General features: G+C 64.1%; 14 protein-coding genes. 10 read left to right on the plus strand and 4 right to left on the minus strand.

Annotated elements, in window-relative coordinates; all coding sequences use genetic code 11:
* The first annotated feature begins 6 nt into the window (after window positions 1–6).
* The 9 genes from dnaA (at window position 7) to CA260_RS00045 (ending at window position 10,494) form a co-directional block, all read left to right on the plus strand.
* The gene (gene dnaA / locus CA260_RS00005) at window positions 7–1,365 is read left to right on the plus strand and encodes a chromosomal replication initiator protein DnaA (RefSeq protein ID WP_111982918.1); all 1,359 of its coding nucleotides are present in this window, start codon (window positions 7–9) and stop codon (window positions 1,363–1,365) included.
* A 252-nt stretch (window positions 1,366–1,617) separates the two neighbouring features.
* Window positions 1,618–2,718, plus strand: coding sequence for a DNA polymerase III subunit beta (dnaN, locus tag CA260_RS00010; RefSeq protein ID WP_038622729.1), 1,101 nt, complete (start codon window positions 1,618–1,620; stop codon window positions 2,716–2,718).
* A 94-nt stretch (window positions 2,719–2,812) separates the two neighbouring features.
* Entirely contained in the window at window positions 2,813–3,892 is a 1,080-nt protein-coding gene (gene recF / locus CA260_RS00015; protein WP_111980456.1) for a DNA replication/repair protein RecF, read from the plus strand.
* 80 nt (window positions 3,893–3,972) lie between these two features.
* Window positions 3,973–6,387, plus strand: a complete 2,415-nt coding sequence (gene gyrB, locus CA260_RS00020) for a DNA topoisomerase (ATP-hydrolyzing) subunit B (protein ID WP_111980457.1) — start codon at window positions 3,973–3,975, stop codon at window positions 6,385–6,387.
* 314 nt (window positions 6,388–6,701) lie between these two features.
* Entirely contained in the window at window positions 6,702–7,991 is a 1,290-nt protein-coding gene (locus CA260_RS00025) for a tetratricopeptide repeat protein (RefSeq protein ID WP_172461677.1), read from the plus strand.
* Window positions 7,992–8,191: 200 nt separating this feature from the next.
* Window positions 8,192–8,851 carry an energy transducer TonB gene (locus CA260_RS00030; protein ID WP_038622734.1) on the plus strand — a complete coding sequence of 220 codons (660 nt, stop codon included), beginning with the start codon at window positions 8,192–8,194 and terminating at the stop codon, window positions 8,849–8,851.
* A gap of 49 nt (window positions 8,852–8,900) precedes the next feature.
* Window positions 8,901–9,647, plus strand: a complete 747-nt coding sequence (locus tag CA260_RS00035; protein WP_038622735.1) for a MotA/TolQ/ExbB proton channel family protein — start codon at window positions 8,901–8,903, stop codon at window positions 9,645–9,647.
* 11 nt (window positions 9,648–9,658) lie between these two features.
* Window positions 9,659–10,072: an ExbD/TolR family protein gene (locus CA260_RS00040; RefSeq protein ID WP_038622738.1), complete on the plus strand. Its 414-nt coding sequence runs from the start codon at window positions 9,659–9,661 to the stop codon at window positions 10,070–10,072.
* Between the two features lie 5 nt (window positions 10,073–10,077).
* Complete coding sequence (locus tag CA260_RS00045) at window positions 10,078–10,494, plus strand: ExbD/TolR family protein (RefSeq protein WP_038622740.1); 417 nt, start codon at window positions 10,078–10,080, stop codon at window positions 10,492–10,494.
* Between the two features lie 211 nt (window positions 10,495–10,705).
* On the opposite strand, the gene CA260_RS00050 is transcribed toward CA260_RS00045, so the two are convergent.
* On the minus strand, window positions 10,706–11,449 hold the full coding sequence (locus CA260_RS00050; protein ID WP_111980458.1) for a pyridoxine 5'-phosphate synthase: 744 nt from the start codon (window positions 11,447–11,449) through the stop codon (window positions 10,706–10,708).
* A 72-nt stretch (window positions 11,450–11,521) separates the two neighbouring features.
* Window positions 11,522–12,163, minus strand: coding sequence for a 4'-phosphopantetheinyl transferase family protein (locus CA260_RS00055; RefSeq protein ID WP_338065705.1), 642 nt, complete (start codon window positions 12,161–12,163; stop codon window positions 11,522–11,524).
* A gap of 107 nt (window positions 12,164–12,270) precedes the next feature.
* Here CA260_RS00055 and CA260_RS00060 point away from each other — a divergent pair, with 107 nt between their 5' ends.
* On the plus strand, window positions 12,271–15,738 hold the full coding sequence (locus CA260_RS00060; RefSeq protein WP_172461678.1) for a hybrid sensor histidine kinase/response regulator: 3,468 nt from the start codon (window positions 12,271–12,273) through the stop codon (window positions 15,736–15,738).
* A gap of 74 nt (window positions 15,739–15,812) precedes the next feature.
* On the opposite strand, the gene CA260_RS00065 is transcribed toward CA260_RS00060, so the two are convergent.
* Window positions 15,813–16,484, minus strand: a complete 672-nt coding sequence (locus tag CA260_RS00065; protein ID WP_111980460.1) for a response regulator transcription factor — start codon at window positions 16,482–16,484, stop codon at window positions 15,813–15,815.
* A gap of 142 nt (window positions 16,485–16,626) precedes the next feature.
* Window positions 16,627–18,567, minus strand: a complete 1,941-nt coding sequence (gene acs / locus CA260_RS00070; RefSeq protein WP_111980461.1) for an acetate--CoA ligase — start codon at window positions 18,565–18,567, stop codon at window positions 16,627–16,629.
* Between the last annotated feature and the right edge of the window lie 44 nt (window positions 18,568–18,611).

Genomic DNA, 18,611 nt, shown 5'->3' on the forward strand with positions numbered 1-18,611 from the left:
GTATCCATGAGTGACCTGTGGCGGCGCTGTCTCGAGCGTCTCGAGGGCGAATTGAACGCCGAAGACCTGCACACCTGGCTGATGCCGCTGCAGGCGCGCGACGACACCCATGGCTTGCAGCTGTTTGCTCCCAACCCCTACACCCTGGACATGGTGCGCGACCGCTACCTGGCACGCATCGAGACGGTGATCAGCCAGCTGACCGGCCATGACCTCACGGTCAAGCTGGAGGTCGGCTCCAGTTCTCCCCGCGCTACCGCGAGCGGCAAGGCGGCCATCGTGCAGCCAAAGGCCGCGCCTGCACCGGCCCCGGTGGCCGTCGCGGAACCGGCCGCGCCCAGCTTTACCCATAACCTGGACCCCCACTACACCTTCGAAACCTTCGTCGAGGGCAAGTCCAACCAGCTGGGCAAGGCCGCCGCGATGCAGGTGGCGATGAACCCTGGTCGCGCCTACAACCCATTGTTGCTGTACGGCGGCACCGGCCTGGGCAAGACCCACCTGATGCACGCCACCGGCAACCTGATGCGCGAGCGCAATCCGGACTTCAAGGTGCTGTACCTGCGCTCCGAGCAGTTCGTCGGCTCGATGATCGAGGCGCTGCGCACCAAGAGCATGGACGAGTTCAAGCGCCGCTTCCGCTCGGTGGACGCGCTGCTGATCGACGACATCCAGTTCTTCGCCGGCAAGGACACCACGCAGGAAGAGTTCTTCCACACGTTCAATGCGCTGTTCGAGTCCAAGCAGCAGATCATCCTCACCTGCGACCGCTATCCCAAGGAAGTGGACAAGCTGGAGCCGCGGCTGAAGTCGCGCCTGGGCTGGGGCCTGTCAGTGGCGATCGAGCCGCCGGATTTCGAGACGCGCGCGGCGATCCTGCTTTCCAAGGCGCACGACAAGGGCGTCGCGGTAGGGGAGAACGTGGCGATGCTGCTGGCCAAGCGCATCCGTTCCAACGTGCGCGACCTCGAGGGCGCGCTCAACACACTGGCGGCGCGCGCCAACTTCTACGGCAAGCCGATCACCATCGATTTCGCGGAGGAAACCCTGCGCGACCTGCTCGCCACGCACGCGCAGGCGGTCACCGTGCCGAACATCCAGAAGACGGTGGCCGACTACTACCAGGTGCGCCTGCAGGATCTGCTGTCCAAGCGCCGCGTCCGTTCGCTGGCTCGCCCGCGGCAGATCGCCATGGCGCTGTCCAAGGAACTCACCGAGCACAGTCTTCCGGAAATCGGCGAGGCGTTCGGCGGCCGTGACCACACCACGGTGTTGCACGCCTGCCGCACCATCAAGAAGCTTTGCGAGACAGACACACGGATGCGGCAGGATTGGGAACAGCTGATCCGCATCCTGACAGGCTAAGTGGACAGGCGGGCTGTGCACTAAGTGCTTGAAAAGTGCAGGGGCAACCTGTGGATAATAGGTGGACGATTTGGATGGCAAAGTTATCCACATCTGGCCCACAGTCATCCCGCTCTTTGGAACACAACCCGAGAATCACGTAAACATTTGATTCTCAATAGTTTTTTTTGTTTTCAAAGTTATCCACGCCGCCTACCACCACCACAGAACTTCTTTTAAAAACAGAAAAGCAGGTTTAGGGGAAGCGCATACATGCAATTCAGCATTCAACGAGAAGCTCTGCTCAAGCCCTTGCAGCAGGTCGTCGGCGTGGTCGAACGCCGCCAGACACTGCCGGTGCTCGCCAACCTGCTGGTGAAGGTCGCCGACGGCAAAGTGTCGATGACAGGCACCGACCTGGAAGTCGAAATGGTCGCCACGACAGCCGCCGACAAGCTGGCTGACGGCGAAATCACCATTCCTGCGCGCAAGCTGTTCGATATCGTGCGTGCGCTGCCTGACGGCGCGCAGATCGATCTGAAGCTCAACGGCGACCGCATTGCTTTGAACGCAGGCCGCAGTCGCTTCACGCTGGCGACGCTGCCCGCGACCGAATTTCCGACCATCGATGAAATCGAACTGGTCGAGCGCGTCTCGCTGCCGGAAGAAGTCCTGCGCGACCTGATGGAGCGCACCGCGTTCGCCATGGCGAACCAGGACGTGCGCTACTACTTGAATGGCATGCTGCTGGATCTGCAGGAACACACGCTTCGCTGCGTCGCCACCGACGGCCATCGTCTGGCGCTCAAGGAAACGAAGCTGGACAGCAAGGTCGCCGCACGCCGCCAGATCATCATTCCCCGCAAGGGCGTGAACGAGTTGATCGGTTTGTTCGAGACGGGCGATGGCCAGGTCGAGCTGGAGTTCGGCAGGAATCATCTGCGCGTGCGTCGTGGCGACGTGGTGTTCACCTCGAAGTTGATCGATGGTCGTTTCCCGGACTACGAAGCGGTGATTCCGCTGGGTGCCGACAAGCACGCCTCGCTCGATCGCGAAGTATTGCGTGGCGCCTTGCAGCGCGCGGCCATTCTTTCCAACGAGAAGTACCGCGGTGTGAAGCTGGAACTCTCGCCGGGCAAGCTGCGCATCGTGGCCCACAACCCCGAGCAGGAAGAAGCCGTGGAAGAGGTCGAGGCCGAGACCGTGGTCTCCGATCTTGCTGTGGGCTTCAACGTGGGTTATCTGCTCGATGCGCTGGGTGCATTGCGCGGCGAGCGCGCTCGCCTGAACCTGCGCGACGCCCAGTCGAGCTGCCTGGTGCAGGAAGATGACAGCGACCAGGCACGGCACGTGATCATGCCGCTGCGCCTCTGATGCAGGACAAGCGTTTGCCGGAACAGGGCACGCTGCAACGAAACGCCGGGGTCGTCGCAAGACGCTCCGGCGTTCTTGCTTCGAGGGCCCGGTAATGCGATTGGAAAGCCTGCGCATCCAGGGACTGCGTTGCCTGGCAGACGTCACCGTGCCGCTGTCCGCGGGGGTCACCGTGTTTGTCGGGCCCAACGGGGCCGGGAAGACCAGCCTGCTGGAAGCGGCTTTCCTGCTGTCCCATGCACGCTCCTTCCGGGCCGGCGCCAAAGACGCGTTGCTTCAGCGCGGCGCTGATCAGCTTTCGGTGTTCGCCCAGCTGCGCCATGAGGACGGACAAACCCGTCGGCTTGGCCTCGGCCGCCAGGGTGTTCGCTGGGAAGCCCGCGTGGACGGGCAGGTGGTGACGCTGAGCGAGCTGGTAGGTGAGTGCGCGGTGGTCTGCTTTGAACCGGGATCCCACGCGCTCATTGCGGGAGGTGCGGAAGAGCGGCGCCGATACCTCGACTGGGGCGTGTTCCACGTGGAACACGAATTTTTCCTGGCGTGGCGGCGGTACCAGCGGGCGCTCAAGCAGCGGAACAGTCTCCTGCGGGCTTCGGGACCCGTGCCTGACGCGTTGTTCCTGCCCTGGGAGGCGGAGCTGGCTTCTGCAGCAGCGGTGATCGATCGGCAACGGCAGCTTTATCTGGAGGCCCTTCGCCCCCATATCAGGCAGGTAATGGAAGCCTTGCTCCCCGAGCTGGGCGTCGTCGAGCTTCGGTACAAGCGCGGCTGGTCGGATGAGGCCGATCTTGGTGAGTTGTTGGCGGCACAGCGGGGCAGGGATCTTGCGCGAGGGCACACGACCCTTGGCTCGCATCGAGCCGACTGGTCGGTGGTCTTTGAGCAGGCCCCCCAGCGCGAGCACCTATCGCGCGGACAAGAGAAGCTGACGGCGCTGGGCTGTGTTCTGTCGCAAGCAGCGCTGTACGCCGAACGAAAGGGCGAATGGCCCATCGTTTGCCTGGACGACCTGGCCTCCGAACTCGACAAGGCTCACCAGGCGGCGCTCGTGGGCCGGCTCAAGGGGGCTGGCGCCCAGGTACTGGTGACGGGCACCGAGGTCCCGGACGCCCTACAGGACACCTCGACGCGTGTGTTCCACGTGGAACAAGGCACCCTCAACCCCCTGCTATAATCAACGAATTGTGTATTCCGCCCGGCCACTTATACGGCGCCGAACCGGGCGGGAACTGGCGCCCAGGAAACGGTCGACGAATGAACGCATCCTACGATTCGAGCAACATCAAGGTTCTGAAAGGTCTGGAAGCGGTGCGCAAGCGCCCGGGCATGTACATCGGTGACACCGATGACGGCACCGGCCTTCACCACATGGTGTTCGAAGTCGTCGACAACTCCATCGACGAAGCGCTGGCTGGCTATTGCGACCATGTCACGGTCACCATCCTCGAGGACGGCTCGGTCAGCGTCAGCGACAACGGCCGCGGCATCCCGGTCGACATGCATCCGGAAGAGGGCCGTTCCACCGCCGAAGTGGTGATGACGGTGCTGCACGCCGGCGGCAAGTTCGACGCCAACTCCTACAAGGTCTCCGGCGGCCTGCACGGCGTGGGTGTGTCGGTGGTGAACGCGCTCAGCTCGCACCTGTGGCTGACCATTTGCCGCGAGGGCAAGGAGTACCAGCAGGAATACTCGCTGGGCGAGCCGCTGTACCCGGTCAAGGAAGTGGGCCCGTCGTCCAAGCGCGGCACCACGGTGCGCTTCCTGCCCAGCACGGAAACCTTCTCCAACATCGAATTCCACTACGACATCCTGGCCAAGCGCCTGCGCGAGCTGGCCTTCCTCAATTCCGGCGTCACCATCGACCTGAAGGATGAGCGCGGGGAAGGTCGTAGCGACCGTTTTGCCTACGAAGGCGGCATCAAGTCGTTCGTCCAGCACCTGGCGCAGCTGAAGACCGCGCTGCATCCCAACGTGATCAGCCTTTCCGCCATGCAGGAAGGCATCTCGGTCGAACTGGCGATGCAGTGGACGGATGCGTACCAGGAGACGATGTACTGCTTCACCAACAACATTCCCCAGCGCGATGGCGGTACCCATCTGACCGGCTTCCGCGCGGCGCTGACGCGCTCGCTGCAGGGCTACATCGAGAAGGAAGGCCTGGCCAAGAACGCCAAGGTCGCCCTGTCCGGCGACGACATGCGCGAAGGCCTGATCGCTGTGCTGTCGGTGAAGGTGCCAGACCCGAAGTTCTCCTCGCAGACCAAGGACAAGCTGGTTTCCTCCGAGGTGAAGACCGCGGTGGAGCAGGCCGTCAACGAGAAGCTGGGCGAGTTCCTGCTCGAGCACCCGAACGAAGCCAAGGCCATCGCCTCCAAGGTGGTGGACGCGGCGCGCGCCCGCGAGGCGGCCCGCAAGGCCCGTGAGATGACCCGCCGCAAGGGCGCGCTGGATATCGCCGGCCTGCCGGGCAAGCTCGCCGACTGCCAGGAAAAGGATCCGGCGCTGTGCGAACTGTTCCTGGTCGAGGGTGACTCCGCAGGCGGCTCGGCCAAGCAGGGCCGCAACCGCAAGACCCAGGCCGTGCTGCCGCTGAAGGGCAAGATCCTCAACGTGGAGAAGGCCCGCTTCGACAAGATGCTGTCCTCCGCCGAAGTCGGCACGCTGATCACCGCGCTCGGCACGGGCATCGGCAAGGAGGAGTACAACCCGGACAAGCTGCGCTACCACCGCATCATCATCATGACCGACGCGGACGTCGACGGCTCGCACATCCGCACGCTGCTGCTGACGTTCTTCTACCGCCAGATGCCCGAGCTGATCGAGCGCGGCCACGTCTACATCGGCCTGCCGCCGCTCTACAAGATCAAGCAGGGCAAGAACGAGATGTACCTGAAGGACGATTCGGCGCTCAACGCCTATCTCGTGTCGACCGCCGTGGACGGTGCCGAGCTGCAGTATTCGGCCGAGGCACCGCCGGTGACTGGCGAAGCGCTGGAGAAGCTGCTGCGCGACTACCAGGCTGCCCTCGACCAGATCGAGCGCCTGGGCCACCGCTTCGACGCCAACGTGCTCACCGCGCTGCTGGAGCATCCGCCGATCGACAACGCGCTCTGGAACGAAGAGCCCGCCATGCTCGGCTGGCTCGCCGGCGTCGAGCAGCGCCTGGCGGCCAGCGGCCTTGGCAAACCGCGCTATCGCCTCAGCCTGCGCAAGGCCACCGAGGAACAGCCGGCCGCCATCGAGGTGGTCCGCGAACAGCACGGCCTCAGCCATACCTGGCTGCTGCCGCAGCCGTTCTTCGCTGGCACCGAGTTCCGCGCCATCCTGCAGGCCAGCCAGCAGCTGTCCGGCCTGGTGCAGGACGGTGCCGTGGTCCGTCGTGGCAATGGCTCGCGGGGCGTGCAGAGCTTCGCCGAGGCGCGCAGCTGGCTGCTGGACGAGGGCAAGAAGGGCCGCATGATCCAGCGCTTCAAGGGCCTGGGCGAAATGAATCCGGAGCAGCTGTGGGAAACCACGGTGAACCCCGAGACGCGCCGCATGCTGCAGGTCGGCATCGAGGATGCGTTCGCCGCCGACCAGATGTTCTCCATGCTGATGGGAGAGGCGGTGGAACCGCGTCGCGACTTCATCGAGGCGAACGCGCTCAAGGTGGCGAACCTGGATATCTGATCCATCGGCCGGTGTTGGCAGTCATCATGCGATGGCCGTCACACCGGCCATCTTTTTGCCGCCTTGTATTAATGCATTAGTACGTTAGTGTACGCAGCCATACGGACTAACCGACGGTTTTCCAGGGCAAAAAGTCACGGCTTACGGGGTTTGTCGGCTTGAAAATCAGAACCAGTCGCCACCGTATGGTTCAACTTATTGATTCTTAACAATCTTTGTTGTGGCATTGCGACTTGTTATCTGCCGCCGAGTCAGGTTACGCTCAGCGATCCCCCGCGTCGTTGGCGCGTGAAAACCTTACACCGAGGACTGCCATGAAGCGTGTTCCCCTGATCAAGTTGCTTGCCGGTACGGCGCTGGCCCTGGCCGTGGTGAGCACCCCGGTCATTGCGGGCAGCGGCTCTTCCAAGGAAAAGAAGGAAGCGCTGTATCCGAACGCCACTCGCGCGGAACCCAAGCTGGACCTGACCAGTGAGAAGGACCAGAAGGCCATCAACGAAGGCCTCGACGCAGTCAACAACCAGGACAAGGAAAAGGCGACGCAGATCCTTCAGCCGATCGCCGACGGCAGCAAGAGCAAGTACGCCCAGGCGCTCGCCCTCCAGGGCCTGGCCAGCATTCATTACAACGACGGCGACGTGAAGGGCGCCATCGACCTGCTGAAGCGCGCGCTCGACAACGGCGTCATGCCGAACGACACCTACTTCCAGCTCCAGTACATGCTCGCCCAGTTCTACCTGGCCGACGAGCAGTACCAGCCGGCCCTGGACACGATCGCCAAGTGGCGCGCCGAGGGCAAGAAGGAAACCGCCGATTCGTACGCGCTGGAAGGCAACGCCTACTACCGCCTCGAGAAGTACCCGGAAGCGATTGCCGCCATCAAGAAGGCGCAGTCGATGACCGACAAGCCGAACGACAGCTGGAACCAGATCCTGATGGCCAGCTACTCGGAATCCGGCCAGGGCGACCAGGCCGCCCAGGTGGCCCAGCAGCAGCTGGCCGCCAACCCGAACGATCCCAACGCACTGAACAACGCGGTGGCCGTGCTGATGCAGGCCCAGAAGTATCCTGAAGCGATCACGCTGATGGAGAAGGCCAAGGCCAGCGGCCAGCTCAAGAGCGAGAAGGACTACGTCAATCTCGCCAAGCTCTATCTGATCACCGGTCAGAACAGCGAGGACCAGAAGGGACCGGCCGCCAAGGCTGCCGCCACCCTGCAGGAAGGCCTGAGCAAGGGCGTGGTGACCCAGACCGCCGAGAACTACGAGCTGCTGGGTGCCGCCTCCTACATGTCCGACAACACCTCGGGTGCGCTGGCCGCCTACCAGAAGGCGATCCCGCTGGCGAAGGACGGCGAGGCGAACATCCGCGCCGGCCAGCTGCTCATCCAGGACAACAAGTACAGCGAGGCCAAGAGCCTCATCCAACAGGGCATCGACAAGGGCGTGCAGCACAAGGGCACGGCTTATATGTTGCTGGCCGAAGCGTGCCGTGGCCTGAAGGACAAGCCGGGCACGATCGCAGCCATGGAGAAAGCGGCGCAGGATCCAGAAACCTCAGCAAAAGCCAAGGCTTGGCTGAAGTCGCCGACCGTCAGTAAGTAAGGCACAGGTATAGCCATTGAGAGGCGGATAGACGTCCATTTGTCTGCCTCACAAGTGCTATACAAATGCCATGTGCTGTTGTACCGTTGAAACCTTTCCGTGCTCTCGTCCAGTGGCAAATGTCATCCCTTTTTGGATCGATATTGCCACCAGGTGCCGTGACCACGACTCACCGATTGATTAGCTCCAGATAGTGACAGATGGCCTCAAGTAACGAAGCAACCGGCCAAGGGCCGTTCAATTGGAGGCGTACCTGGGCGCTGGCCGTAGCCATCGCGCTGCATGCGTTCGCGTTCCTGTTGCTGGTGGCGCCTATGGCACCGCCGAAGCAGGTGCAGAAGGAAAAGGAACGCACCGTCCAGGTGAACTTCATCGAGCCACCGCCGCCGCCGCCGCCCCCGCCGCCGCCGCCGCCGGAGCCGCCGAAGCAGCCGCCGCCGAAGATCATCCAGCAGGTCAAGCCGCCGCCGACACCGCCGCCGCCGGCTCCGCCGCCGGCTGTCGAGGAAGCGTCGACCAACGCTATCCCGGCGCCGCCGCCGGCTCCGCCTGCTCCCCCGGCTCCGCCAGCGGACATCACGGCCAGCCAGGACATCAGCTACAACAGCCGTATTCAGCCCAAGTATCCGCCGCAGGCGATTCGCCAGCGTCACGAGGGCACGGTTACGCTGATGATCTTGGTCGGCGTGGACGGTGCGCCCAAGGACATCAAGGTGGAAACGTCCAGCGGTTACCGCGAGCTGGATCAGGCCGCGATTGAAACGGCACGCAAGTGGCGCTTCAATCCGAACATCAGGAACGGACAGAAGACGGAAGGCTTTGTCCGCGTCCCGGTTAACTTTAATCTCAATCAGCTGTAACTCCGGTTACGGTCAATCAGTTCACGCTTGACTTTCCAAGGGTAGCGTTATGTTCCTGCAAACTTCTCCGGCCCCCGCGGGCGGTACCACCAACGCCGAAGCCATGAAGTCGATGGGCTTCGACCACCTCATTCACCACTTCGATTTCCTTGGCTGGATCGTGTTCGTGGTGCTGGTGGTGATGTCCTTCTCCTCCTGGTACTTCATCATCGCCAACGCGATCCGCAACGCCATGGTTCGCGGTCGCGCCGACAAGGTGATCAACGGTTTCTGGTCGAATGGCTCGACCCAGGACGCCATCCGTGAGCTGGAAGCCCAGCCCAAGGGCGAACCGTTCTCGAAGATCGCCCTCGACGCCGCTTCGGCCGTCGCTCACCATCAGCAGGCTTCGGCCGGCGGTGGTCGCCTCGCCGAGTCGCTCAGCCGCTCCGAGTTCATCGATCGTGCCCTGCGCCAGGCGGTTGCTCGCGAGAGCCTGCGCCTGGAAGGCGGCCTGACCCTGCTCGCCACGGTCGGTTCGTCGGCACCGTTCATCGGTCTGCTCGGTACCGTGTGGGGCATCTACCACGCCCTGATCTCGATCTCGGCATCCGGCAACGCTTCGATGGAAGCGGTGGCAGGTCCGGTGGGTGAAGCTCTGATCATGACCGCGTTCGGTCTGTTCACCGCTATCCCGGCCGTGCTGGCTTACAACTTCTTCAACCGCTCCAACCGTCTGACGTACGCTCAGTTCGACGAGTTTGCGCACGACCTGCACGACTTCTTCGCCACCGGCGCTCGCGTCGAAGGCAAGTGAGGATCTGACCCATGGCGATGAGCACTGGAGATAATTCCGGCGGCCCGATGTCGGAAATCAACGTCACGCCGCTCGTCGACGTGATGCTGGTTCTCCTGATCATCTTCATGATCACGGCACCGCTGATGTCCCATCGAATCACGGTGGATCTGCCGACCGCCAATCCGAAAGTCTCGGATAACGAGCCGGTAGAGCCGATGGACTTGGCCGTGAAGCCGGATGGCACGCTGTATCTCAGTGACGTCGAAGTCACCGAGGGCGAGCTGAAGGCGCAGTTTGCGGTTGCGGCGTCCAAGAGCCCGCAACCGGAACTGCAGATCCGAGCGGACAAGACGACGGAATACAAGGTCGTGAAGAAGGTCCTGGCCGACGCCAAGGAAGCAGGCATGGTCCATGTCGGTTTCATTACGACCGGCAAGGAGTAACAGTCATGGCATTTAGTTCTGGAAGTGGTAAGGGGCCGATGGCTGACATCAACGTCACGCCGCTGGTCGATGTGATGCTGGTGCTGCTGATCATCTTCATGATCACGGCGCCGATGCTTACCCACAAAGTGAAGATCGATCTTCCGCAGCCGAACCCGAACGTGGTCCAGCCGGAAAATCCGCCGGAACCCGTTCGCCTGAAGATCGACCAGTCTGGTGCGCTGTACTGGAACGATACGCCGGTGGACGAGCTGGGCCTGAAGGCGCAGCTGGCGGTGATTGGTGGTCTGGGCGATCCGGCCAAGCAGCCGGAAGTGCAGATCAATGCGGACGATGGCGTGGCCTACGAGCACGTTGCACGCGTTCTGGCCGATGCGAAGAGCTACGGCCTGACCAAGATCGGCTTCACCGAAGGTCAGTGATTTCGCTGTAAACGCAGTAACACTACCCTTAGAGCCCCCGCCTTGTGCGGGGGTTCTTTTTTGGGCATCTAAAAAAGGGTTTGGGCGTTTGGACGTCTAAACAGGTTGCAGGGCCGATCGCGCACTGGGTGCGCTCCTACAGCAGGGCGTCATCGTTCCTGTAGGAATGCACCCAGTGCGCGACCAATGTGGTTGCACCTTCCAACAAGGCTCAGCGCAGGATCTGCAGATAGTTGCGCACGGTCGTGGCGAGGCCTTCGTACAACGCTTCGCCGATCAGCGCATGGCCGATCGATACCTCGGCGAGGCCCGGGATGGCGGCCTTGAAGGTACCCAGGTTCGCCTGGCTCAGATCGTGACCGGCGTTCACGGCGAGACCCGCGTGCTGCGCGCGCCGGGCCGTGTCGGCGCAACGCTCCAGCTCGTCCTGTACGTCGCCGCTGGCGAAGGCGTGCGCGTAGGGGCCGGTGTATATCTCGATGCGCTGCACGCCGATGGCGGCCGCCGCATCGAAACCGGTCTCGCCGGCATCGACGAACAGGCTCACGCGGCAGCCGATGTCCGTCAGCTCCGCCACGATGGGGCGCAGCGTGTCGATGTCGCGCTCGAGGTCGAAGCCGTGATCGGAGGTGATCTGGCCGTCGCTGTCGGGAACCAGCGTCACCTGCGTGGGCCGCACTTCGCGAGCGAGGGCGACGAGGCCCGGATAGGAGTCACGCGCCGGGGCGAACGGATTGCCCTCGATGTTGTATTCGACACGCCCGCGCAACGTCGCCGCGAGCGCGCGCACGTCATCAGGGCGCACGTGCCGTTGATCGGGCCTGGGGTGCACGGTGATGCCGCCGCAGCCCGCATCGATGCAGGTATGCGCGGCACGCAGGATGTCCGGTTCGGTGCCGCCACGCGAATTGCGCAGGACGGCGATCTTGTTGAGGTTGACGCTAAGCAGGGTCATGGGAGGAACGGTACTCGCAGACGTAGCGGTGTGAGGCGCCATAACGGCGGCGGGTTGAAAACAGTGCGCCGATCAAGGAGCGCCGGCAAGTGTCCACAGGCGAACGCGCCGCGGCCCACCCAGCCAGGCCAATGCACCGATGTGCTCGGCGCCGAGCGCCAATCGATGCAGTTGCCATTGCCCGGCTTCGTGGCCCTCGAGGCGACCGAGCACGGGCCATTCGGAGGAACCGGCGATGCTCAGGCGGTGCAGGCCGAAGGCAAGGCCGCGGCCCAGCGCCTTGAGCACTGCTTCCTTGGCGGTCCAGATTTCGAGGAACGCGCGGTCGCGCAGCGCCTCGGGAAGTGACTCCAGCAACGCCGTCTCGTCGGGACTGAAATATCGGCGCGCGATCGGCAGCGCCTTGGGATGCGGGCGCATCCGCTCCAGGTCCACGCCGGGCGAGATGCCCCGGGCGATGGCGATCAATGCTTCGTCGTGGCTGTGGGTCCAGTTGAACGCGAAGGCATCGCGATGCGCGCCGGCCAGCGTCGGTCGGCCGTGCGGTGAATCTTCGAGCTGCACGGCTGCCACCGGTTGCCCGAGATAGGCGGCCAGCATGTGGATAAGCGGCTCACGGCCCCGGTGATGGTCGTAGGCCAGCCGCCACACGTGTATCTCGTCATCGCCCAGCCGCTCTGCTACTTTCGCTGGCGTCTGGCCGTCCGTCGTCATCATCCGCTCATGTTGCCGGGTGTATGGCGATACTTACAAGCATGACGGGTCCGTCATGCGCCGGCGGCCTAGCCACGGTATGGAACCCTTTCACGGAGAACCGCCGCTTGATCGCCGGATGGCTGCTGCTGCTGGTGTCCCTGCTCTACGTCGGCCTGCTGTTCGTGGTGGCCTACGCGGGTGACCGGCGCCCGCTGTATCCCCGGCAGCCGCGATTGCGCCCACTGGTCTACAGCCTGGCGCTCGCGGTGTATTGCTCGTCGTGGACGTTCTACGGCGCGGTCGGCACGGCGGCGCGCGAAGGCCTGAGCTACCTGCCGATCTACCTCGGCCCGATCGTGCTGTTCGTGTTCGGCTTTGGTCTGCTGCGTCGCCTGGTATTGCTCGCACGCCAGCGCAACATCACATCGATCGCCGACTTCATCGGCGCGCGCTTCGGCAAATCGCACGGACTGGCGGCGCTGGTGGCGATCATCGCGGTGATCGCCGTGGTGCCCTACCTTGCGCTGCAGTTCAAGGCCGTGGCGATGTCCTATGCCGTGCTCGGCGGCCTGGGCACGCCGGGCGCCACGCAGTTCGGTGACAGTGCACTGTGGTGCGCGATTCTCCTGGCAACTTTCGCCATCCTGTTCGGTACGCGCACGATCGATGCGACCGAACACCACCACGGCATGATGCTCGCGATCGCCGTGGAATCGCTGATCAAGCTGATGACCTTCGTCGCGCTCGCGGGATATGCGCTGTGGCGTGGCCCAGGGCTGCAGGCCACCGCACAGCTTCCGCTGCAACAGATTTCCGAAGGCGTTTCGCCGGGTTTTCTCGCCCAGACCCTGCTCGCCTTCTGCGCGATGTTCTGTCTGCCGCGCCAGTTCCAGATCGGCGTGGTCGAATGCGAGGACCCCTCGGATCTTTCCCGCGCCCGCTGGTTGTTTCCCATCTACATGGTGCTGATCAGCGTGGCGGTGTTGCCCATCGTCGCCGCGGGCCTGAACCTCCCCCAGGTGCTGGGCGGCAACAAGGATGCCTGGGTACTGACGCTGCCGATGAGCTACGGCGACCGCGGCATGGCGTTGCTCGCCTTCCTTGGCGGTTTCTCGGCGGCGACTGGCATGGTGATCGTGGCGTCGGTCGCCTTGTCGACCATGATCAGCAACGACCTCGTCATGCCGATGCTGTTGCGCGTACGGCGCTTCCGCCTGGACGAGCGAGCCGACCTGTCGCAGCTGGTGCTGCTGGTGCGCCGCATCGCGATCATCGCGCTCGCGGCGATGGCGTACCTCTACTATCGGTTGGTCGCCGACACCACGAATCTCGCCGACACCGGACTGCTCGCCTTCGCCGCGGTGGCGCAGTTCGCGCCCGGCATCGTGGCGGCGTTGTACTGGCGCAGCGCCAGTCGCAAGGGTGTCGCGGTGGGCCTCGCCGCCGGATTCATGGTCTGGGCCTACACCTTGCTCGTGCCCGCCATGAGCCGTCCGGCGGGATGGCTGGCGACGGGCCCGATGGGATTGAGCTGGCTGCAGCCGCAGGCGCTGTTCCATCTGAGCGGCTGGGACCCAGTAATGCATGGCACGTTCTGGTCGCTGCTGGTGAACGTGGCGTGCCTGATCTTCGTTTCGCTGCGCTTCCGCCCGAATCTCGAAGAACGCCTGCACGCCGCGATGTTCATCGATCCGTATGCGATCGACAATCGCGGCGCTGGTGACTGGCGCGGGCGTGTCGCGGTAGCCGACTTGCGCACGATCGCCGAGCGCATCGTCGGCGAGCGGACCAGCCAGCGCGCGTTCGACGATTACGCCGAGCGTCGCGGCAAGCCGCTGCAGGCCGGCGAAGCCGCCGATCGCGCGCTCATCCAGTACACCGAACGCCTGCTGGCTTCCGCGGTGGGCGCCGCAAGCGCGCGTCGCATCCTGATGGGCGCGCTGTCGGGTTCGGGCCTCGACATCGCCGAGGCGATGGCCTTGATGGACGAGGCCTCGCAGGAACTGCGCTTCAACCGCGAGCTGCTTTCCACCACGCTGGAAAACGTTTCGCAGGGCATCAGCGTGGTCGATGCGAACATGCGCCTGGTGGCGTGGAACCGGCGCTATCTCGAGCTGTTCGACTATCCCGATGGCATGGTGTACGTCGGTGTTCCGGTTGCCGACCTGATTCGCTGGAATGCGGAGCACGGCGAATGCGGCCCTGGCGAAGTGGAAGCGCACGTAGCGAAACGCATCGGACACATGCGTGCGGGCTCGCCGCATCTGTTCCAGCGCATTCGCCCCGATGGCACGGTGATCGAAATGCGCGGTCGGGCGCTGCCAGGTGGCGGCTACGTGACCACCTACACCGACGTGACGGCGTACAAGCACGCCGAACAGGCGTTGATCGAGGCGAACGAGAACCTGGAACAGCGCGTCGACCAGCGCACGGCCGAGTTGAGCGAAGCACTCACCGCCACGGCCAATGCGCAGCGCGATGCCGAGATGGCCAACGCATCGAAGACGCGCTTCCTGGCTGCCGCCAGTCATGACCTCCTGCAACCGTTGAACGCGGCACGACTATTCACGGCCGCGCTTCGCCAGCATCCGGGACTGGACGCCGAAGCAGGACAGCTCGCCGAGCGTATCGACGCTTCGTTCCGCGCTGCCGAAGACCTGCTCGATGCATTGCTCGATACATCGCGACTCGATGCCGGAAGCTACCGCGCCGACATCAGCAACATTGCCTTGTCCGACCTGTTCGATTCGCTGAAGGCGCAGTTCGCCGTGCTGTCCGAACAGCGCGACCTCCGCCTGCGCGTGGTGCCGACCAAGCTCGCGGTGCGTAGCGACCCGCAACTGCTTCGCCGCATCCTGCAGAACTTCATCTCCAATGCGCTGCGCTACACGCGCACAGGCAGCATTCTGCTCGGCGCTCGCCGCATGGGCAGCGACGTGCGCATCGAAGTATGGGATACCGGACCTGGCATTGCCGCGGAGCAGCGTGCGCGCATCTTCGGTGAGTTCCAGCGTCTCGATCGTCCATCGCCTTGGGGCGAGAAGGGCCTGGGTCTTGGCCTGTCGATCTGCGAGCGCATCGCCGGCATTCTCCACCACACGCTGGAGCTGGAATCGCGCGAGGGCAAGGGCAGTCGTTTTGCCGTGCGCGTGCCGCGTGCGGAGAGTGCGGTGTCGCGCCGCCGCACCTCAGTGCATCCGTTGCCGAACGAGCAGTTGCCGTTGACCGTGCTGTGTCTCGACAACGATCCTTCGATCCTGGACGGCATGCGCGCTCTGCTGCAGCGCTGGGGCGTGGACTGCCGCACTGCCCTCGATGCCGCGCAGGCACAACAGGAGCTGCGGCGCGGACGCATCGATCTCATCCTCGCCGATTACCACCTGAGCGAAGATACGGACGGTTTGCAGGCACTGGAGCAATTACGCAGCAGCGTCGAAGAACTGCCGCCCGTGGCGATGATCACCGCTGATGGCAGCAGCGAACTGAAGCAGCGTGCACGTGCACTGGGCTATCCGATACTGCACAAGCCGGTGCGGCCGGCGGCATTGCGGGCGTTGCTGACGGCGTTGGTGCGGAGGCAGACACCGGCGTAACACATGGATCAAGGCATAGCGCGTGAGGCGGGTTGATCGCGCACTGGGTGCGCTCCTACAGAAGAGCGGCGGTGTTATTCGTCGTCGTCGGGCAGCGGTGGCAATGCTTCCTGGTCGATCGCCAGGTGGCTGGCGGCCAGCGCGACTTGCGTGCGGTTGTTCACGCCGAGCTTGCGCATGATGGCGGTCATGTGCGCTTTCACCGTAGCTTCGGAGACGCCGAGGTCGTAGGCGATCTGCTTGTTGAGCAGGCCTTCGGCGATCATGGTGAGCACGCGGAACTGCTGCGGCGTGAGCGTGGCGATGCGATCGGCCACGGCGGCTTCGTCGGGCTTCAGTTCCATGCCGCCGCCGACGAACTGATGCGGCAGCCAGACGTCGCCATCCAGCACCTTGCGGATGGCGGTGATGATGTCTTCGCCCGGCGTGGACTTGGGAATATAGGCCGACGCGCCATGGGCGAGCGCGCGCCGCGCGACCTGCACGTCTTCATGGCCGGACACAACGATGGTCGGCAAGCCCGGGAACTGGCCGCGGATATGCGCCAATGCCGAATAGCCGCGCGCGCCCGGCATGTGCAGGTCGAGCAGCAGCAGCTCGGCGTCGGGGTATTGCTCGATCAGGCTGAGCAGCGTGTAGACACTGTCGGCGCAGTGCACGCTGGCGTGAGGCACGGCGGCCACCACGGCGCGCTGCAACGCGTCGCGGAATAGCGGATGGTCGTCGGCGATCAGTACGTCAGGCATGGTGATCCGTTCTTGTCTGTAGGAGCGCACCCAGTGCGCGATCGGTCCGCGAAGTGTTGAAGATTTGCGCGACAAGCGGAGATTGGCGTGAGGCGAATCTCTGCGGTCGCGCACTGGGTGCGCTCCTACAGGTTCTCTCTGATTATTTGATCAGCCGTTCGTCCACCAGGTTCTTCACCACGCTCGGATCGGCCAGCGTGGAGATGTCACCCAGCGCATCGGGTTGGTTCTCGCCGATCTTGCGCAGGATACGGCGCATGATCTTGCCCGAGCGCGTCTTCGGCAGGCCCGGCGCCCACTGCAGGAAATCCGGCGTGGCGATGGGGCCGATTTCCTTGCGCACCCAGGCGACGAGTTCCTTGCGCAGGTCCTCGTTGCCCTGTTCCCCGGCGATCAGCGTGACGAAGGCGTAGATGCCCTGGCCCTTGATGTCGTGCGGCGCGCCGACCACGGCGGCTTCGGCCACCTTGGGATGCGATACCAAGGCACTCTCCACTTCGGCGGTGCCGATGCGGTGGCCGCTGACGTTGATCACGTCGTCGACGCGGCCGGTGATCCAGTAGTAGCCGTCCTCGTCGCGGCGCACGCCGTCGCCGGTGAAGTAGTTGCCTGGATAGGCGGTGAAATAGGTGTCGATGAAGCGCTGGTGGTCGCCGTACACCGTGCGCATCTGGCCCGGCCAGGAATCGGTGATCACCAGGTTGCCCTCGGTGGCGCCTTCGAGCACGTTGCCGGCGGCATCCACCACCGCGGGCACGATGCCGAAGAACGGCTTGGTCGCCGACCCCGGCTTGGCATCGATGGCGCCGGCGAGCGGGGTGATCAGGATGCCGCCGGTCTCGGTCTGCCACCAGGTATCCACGATCGGGCAACGCTCGTCGCCGACCACGCGGTAGTACCACTCCCACGCTTCCGGATTGATCGGCTCGCCCACCGAACCCAGCAGGCGCAGCGAGGCGCGCGAGGCCTTCTTCACCGGGCCTTCGCCTTCGCGCATCAGCGCGCGGATGGCGGTGGGCGCGGTGTAGAACAGCGTCACCTTGTGCTTGTCCACCACGTTCCAGAAGCGGCTGGTGTCGGGATAGTTGGGCACGCCGTCGAACATCACCGTGGTGGCGCCGTTGGCGAGCGGGCCGTACACCACATAGCTGTGGCCGGTGACCCAGCCCACGTCGGCGGTGCACCAGTACACGTCGTCCTCGCGCACGTCGAACACCAGTTCGTGCGTATAGCTGGTGTAGACGAGATAGCCGCCCGACGTGTGCAGCACGCCCTTGGGCTTGCCGGTCGAACCGGACGTGTAGAGGATGAACAGCGGATGCTCGGCGCCGACCGGCGTCGGCGGGCAATCGGTCGATTGGCCGTCCATCAGCGTGTGGTAGTAGCGGTCGCGCGGCGACTGCATCGGCACGGCGCTGCCGGTACGGCGCACCACGATCACGGTCTCCACGCTGTTGGTGCCCGGGCGCTCCAGTGCGGCGTCGACGTTCGCCTTCAGCGGGATCTTCTTGCCGCCGCGCACACCTTCATCGGCGGTGACCACCACCTTGCAGGCGGAGTCGGCGATGCGGCCGGCCAGCGAGTCGGGCGAGAAACCGCCGAACACCACCGAATGCACGGCGCCGATGCGCGCGCAGGCCAGCATGGCGACCGCCGCCTCGGGGATCATCGGCATATAGATGGCCACACGATCGCCCTTGGTGACGCCAAGATGCTTGAGCGTGTTGGCGAACTTGCACACTTCCGCGTGCAGTTCCTTGTAGGTGATGTGGCGCGATTCGTTCGGGTCGTCGCCTTCGAAGATGATCGCGGTCTTGTCGCCGCGGGTGGCGAGGTGGCGATCCAGGCAGTTGGCCGAGACGTTGAGCTCGCCATCCTCGTACCAGCGGATGTGCAGGTTGTTCGGATCGAACGAAACGTTCTTGACCTTGCTCGGCGCCTTCGACCAGTCCAGTCGCTGACCCGCCTTGCCCCAGAAGCCCTCCGGGTCTTTCACGGATTCGGCGTAAAGCCGCTCGTAATCGTCCTTGCGGATGCGGGCCTTGACGGCGAATTCGGGCTTGACGGGGTAGAGCTTGGTCATCGTGGGGCTCCTGCGGCCGGCGGTCCGGCCTCCTCATGCGTTGA

The organism is Dyella jiangningensis (assembly GCF_003264855.1).
In the GTDB taxonomy this organism is placed as follows: domain Bacteria; phylum Pseudomonadota; class Gammaproteobacteria; order Xanthomonadales; family Rhodanobacteraceae; genus Dyella; species Dyella jiangningensis_C.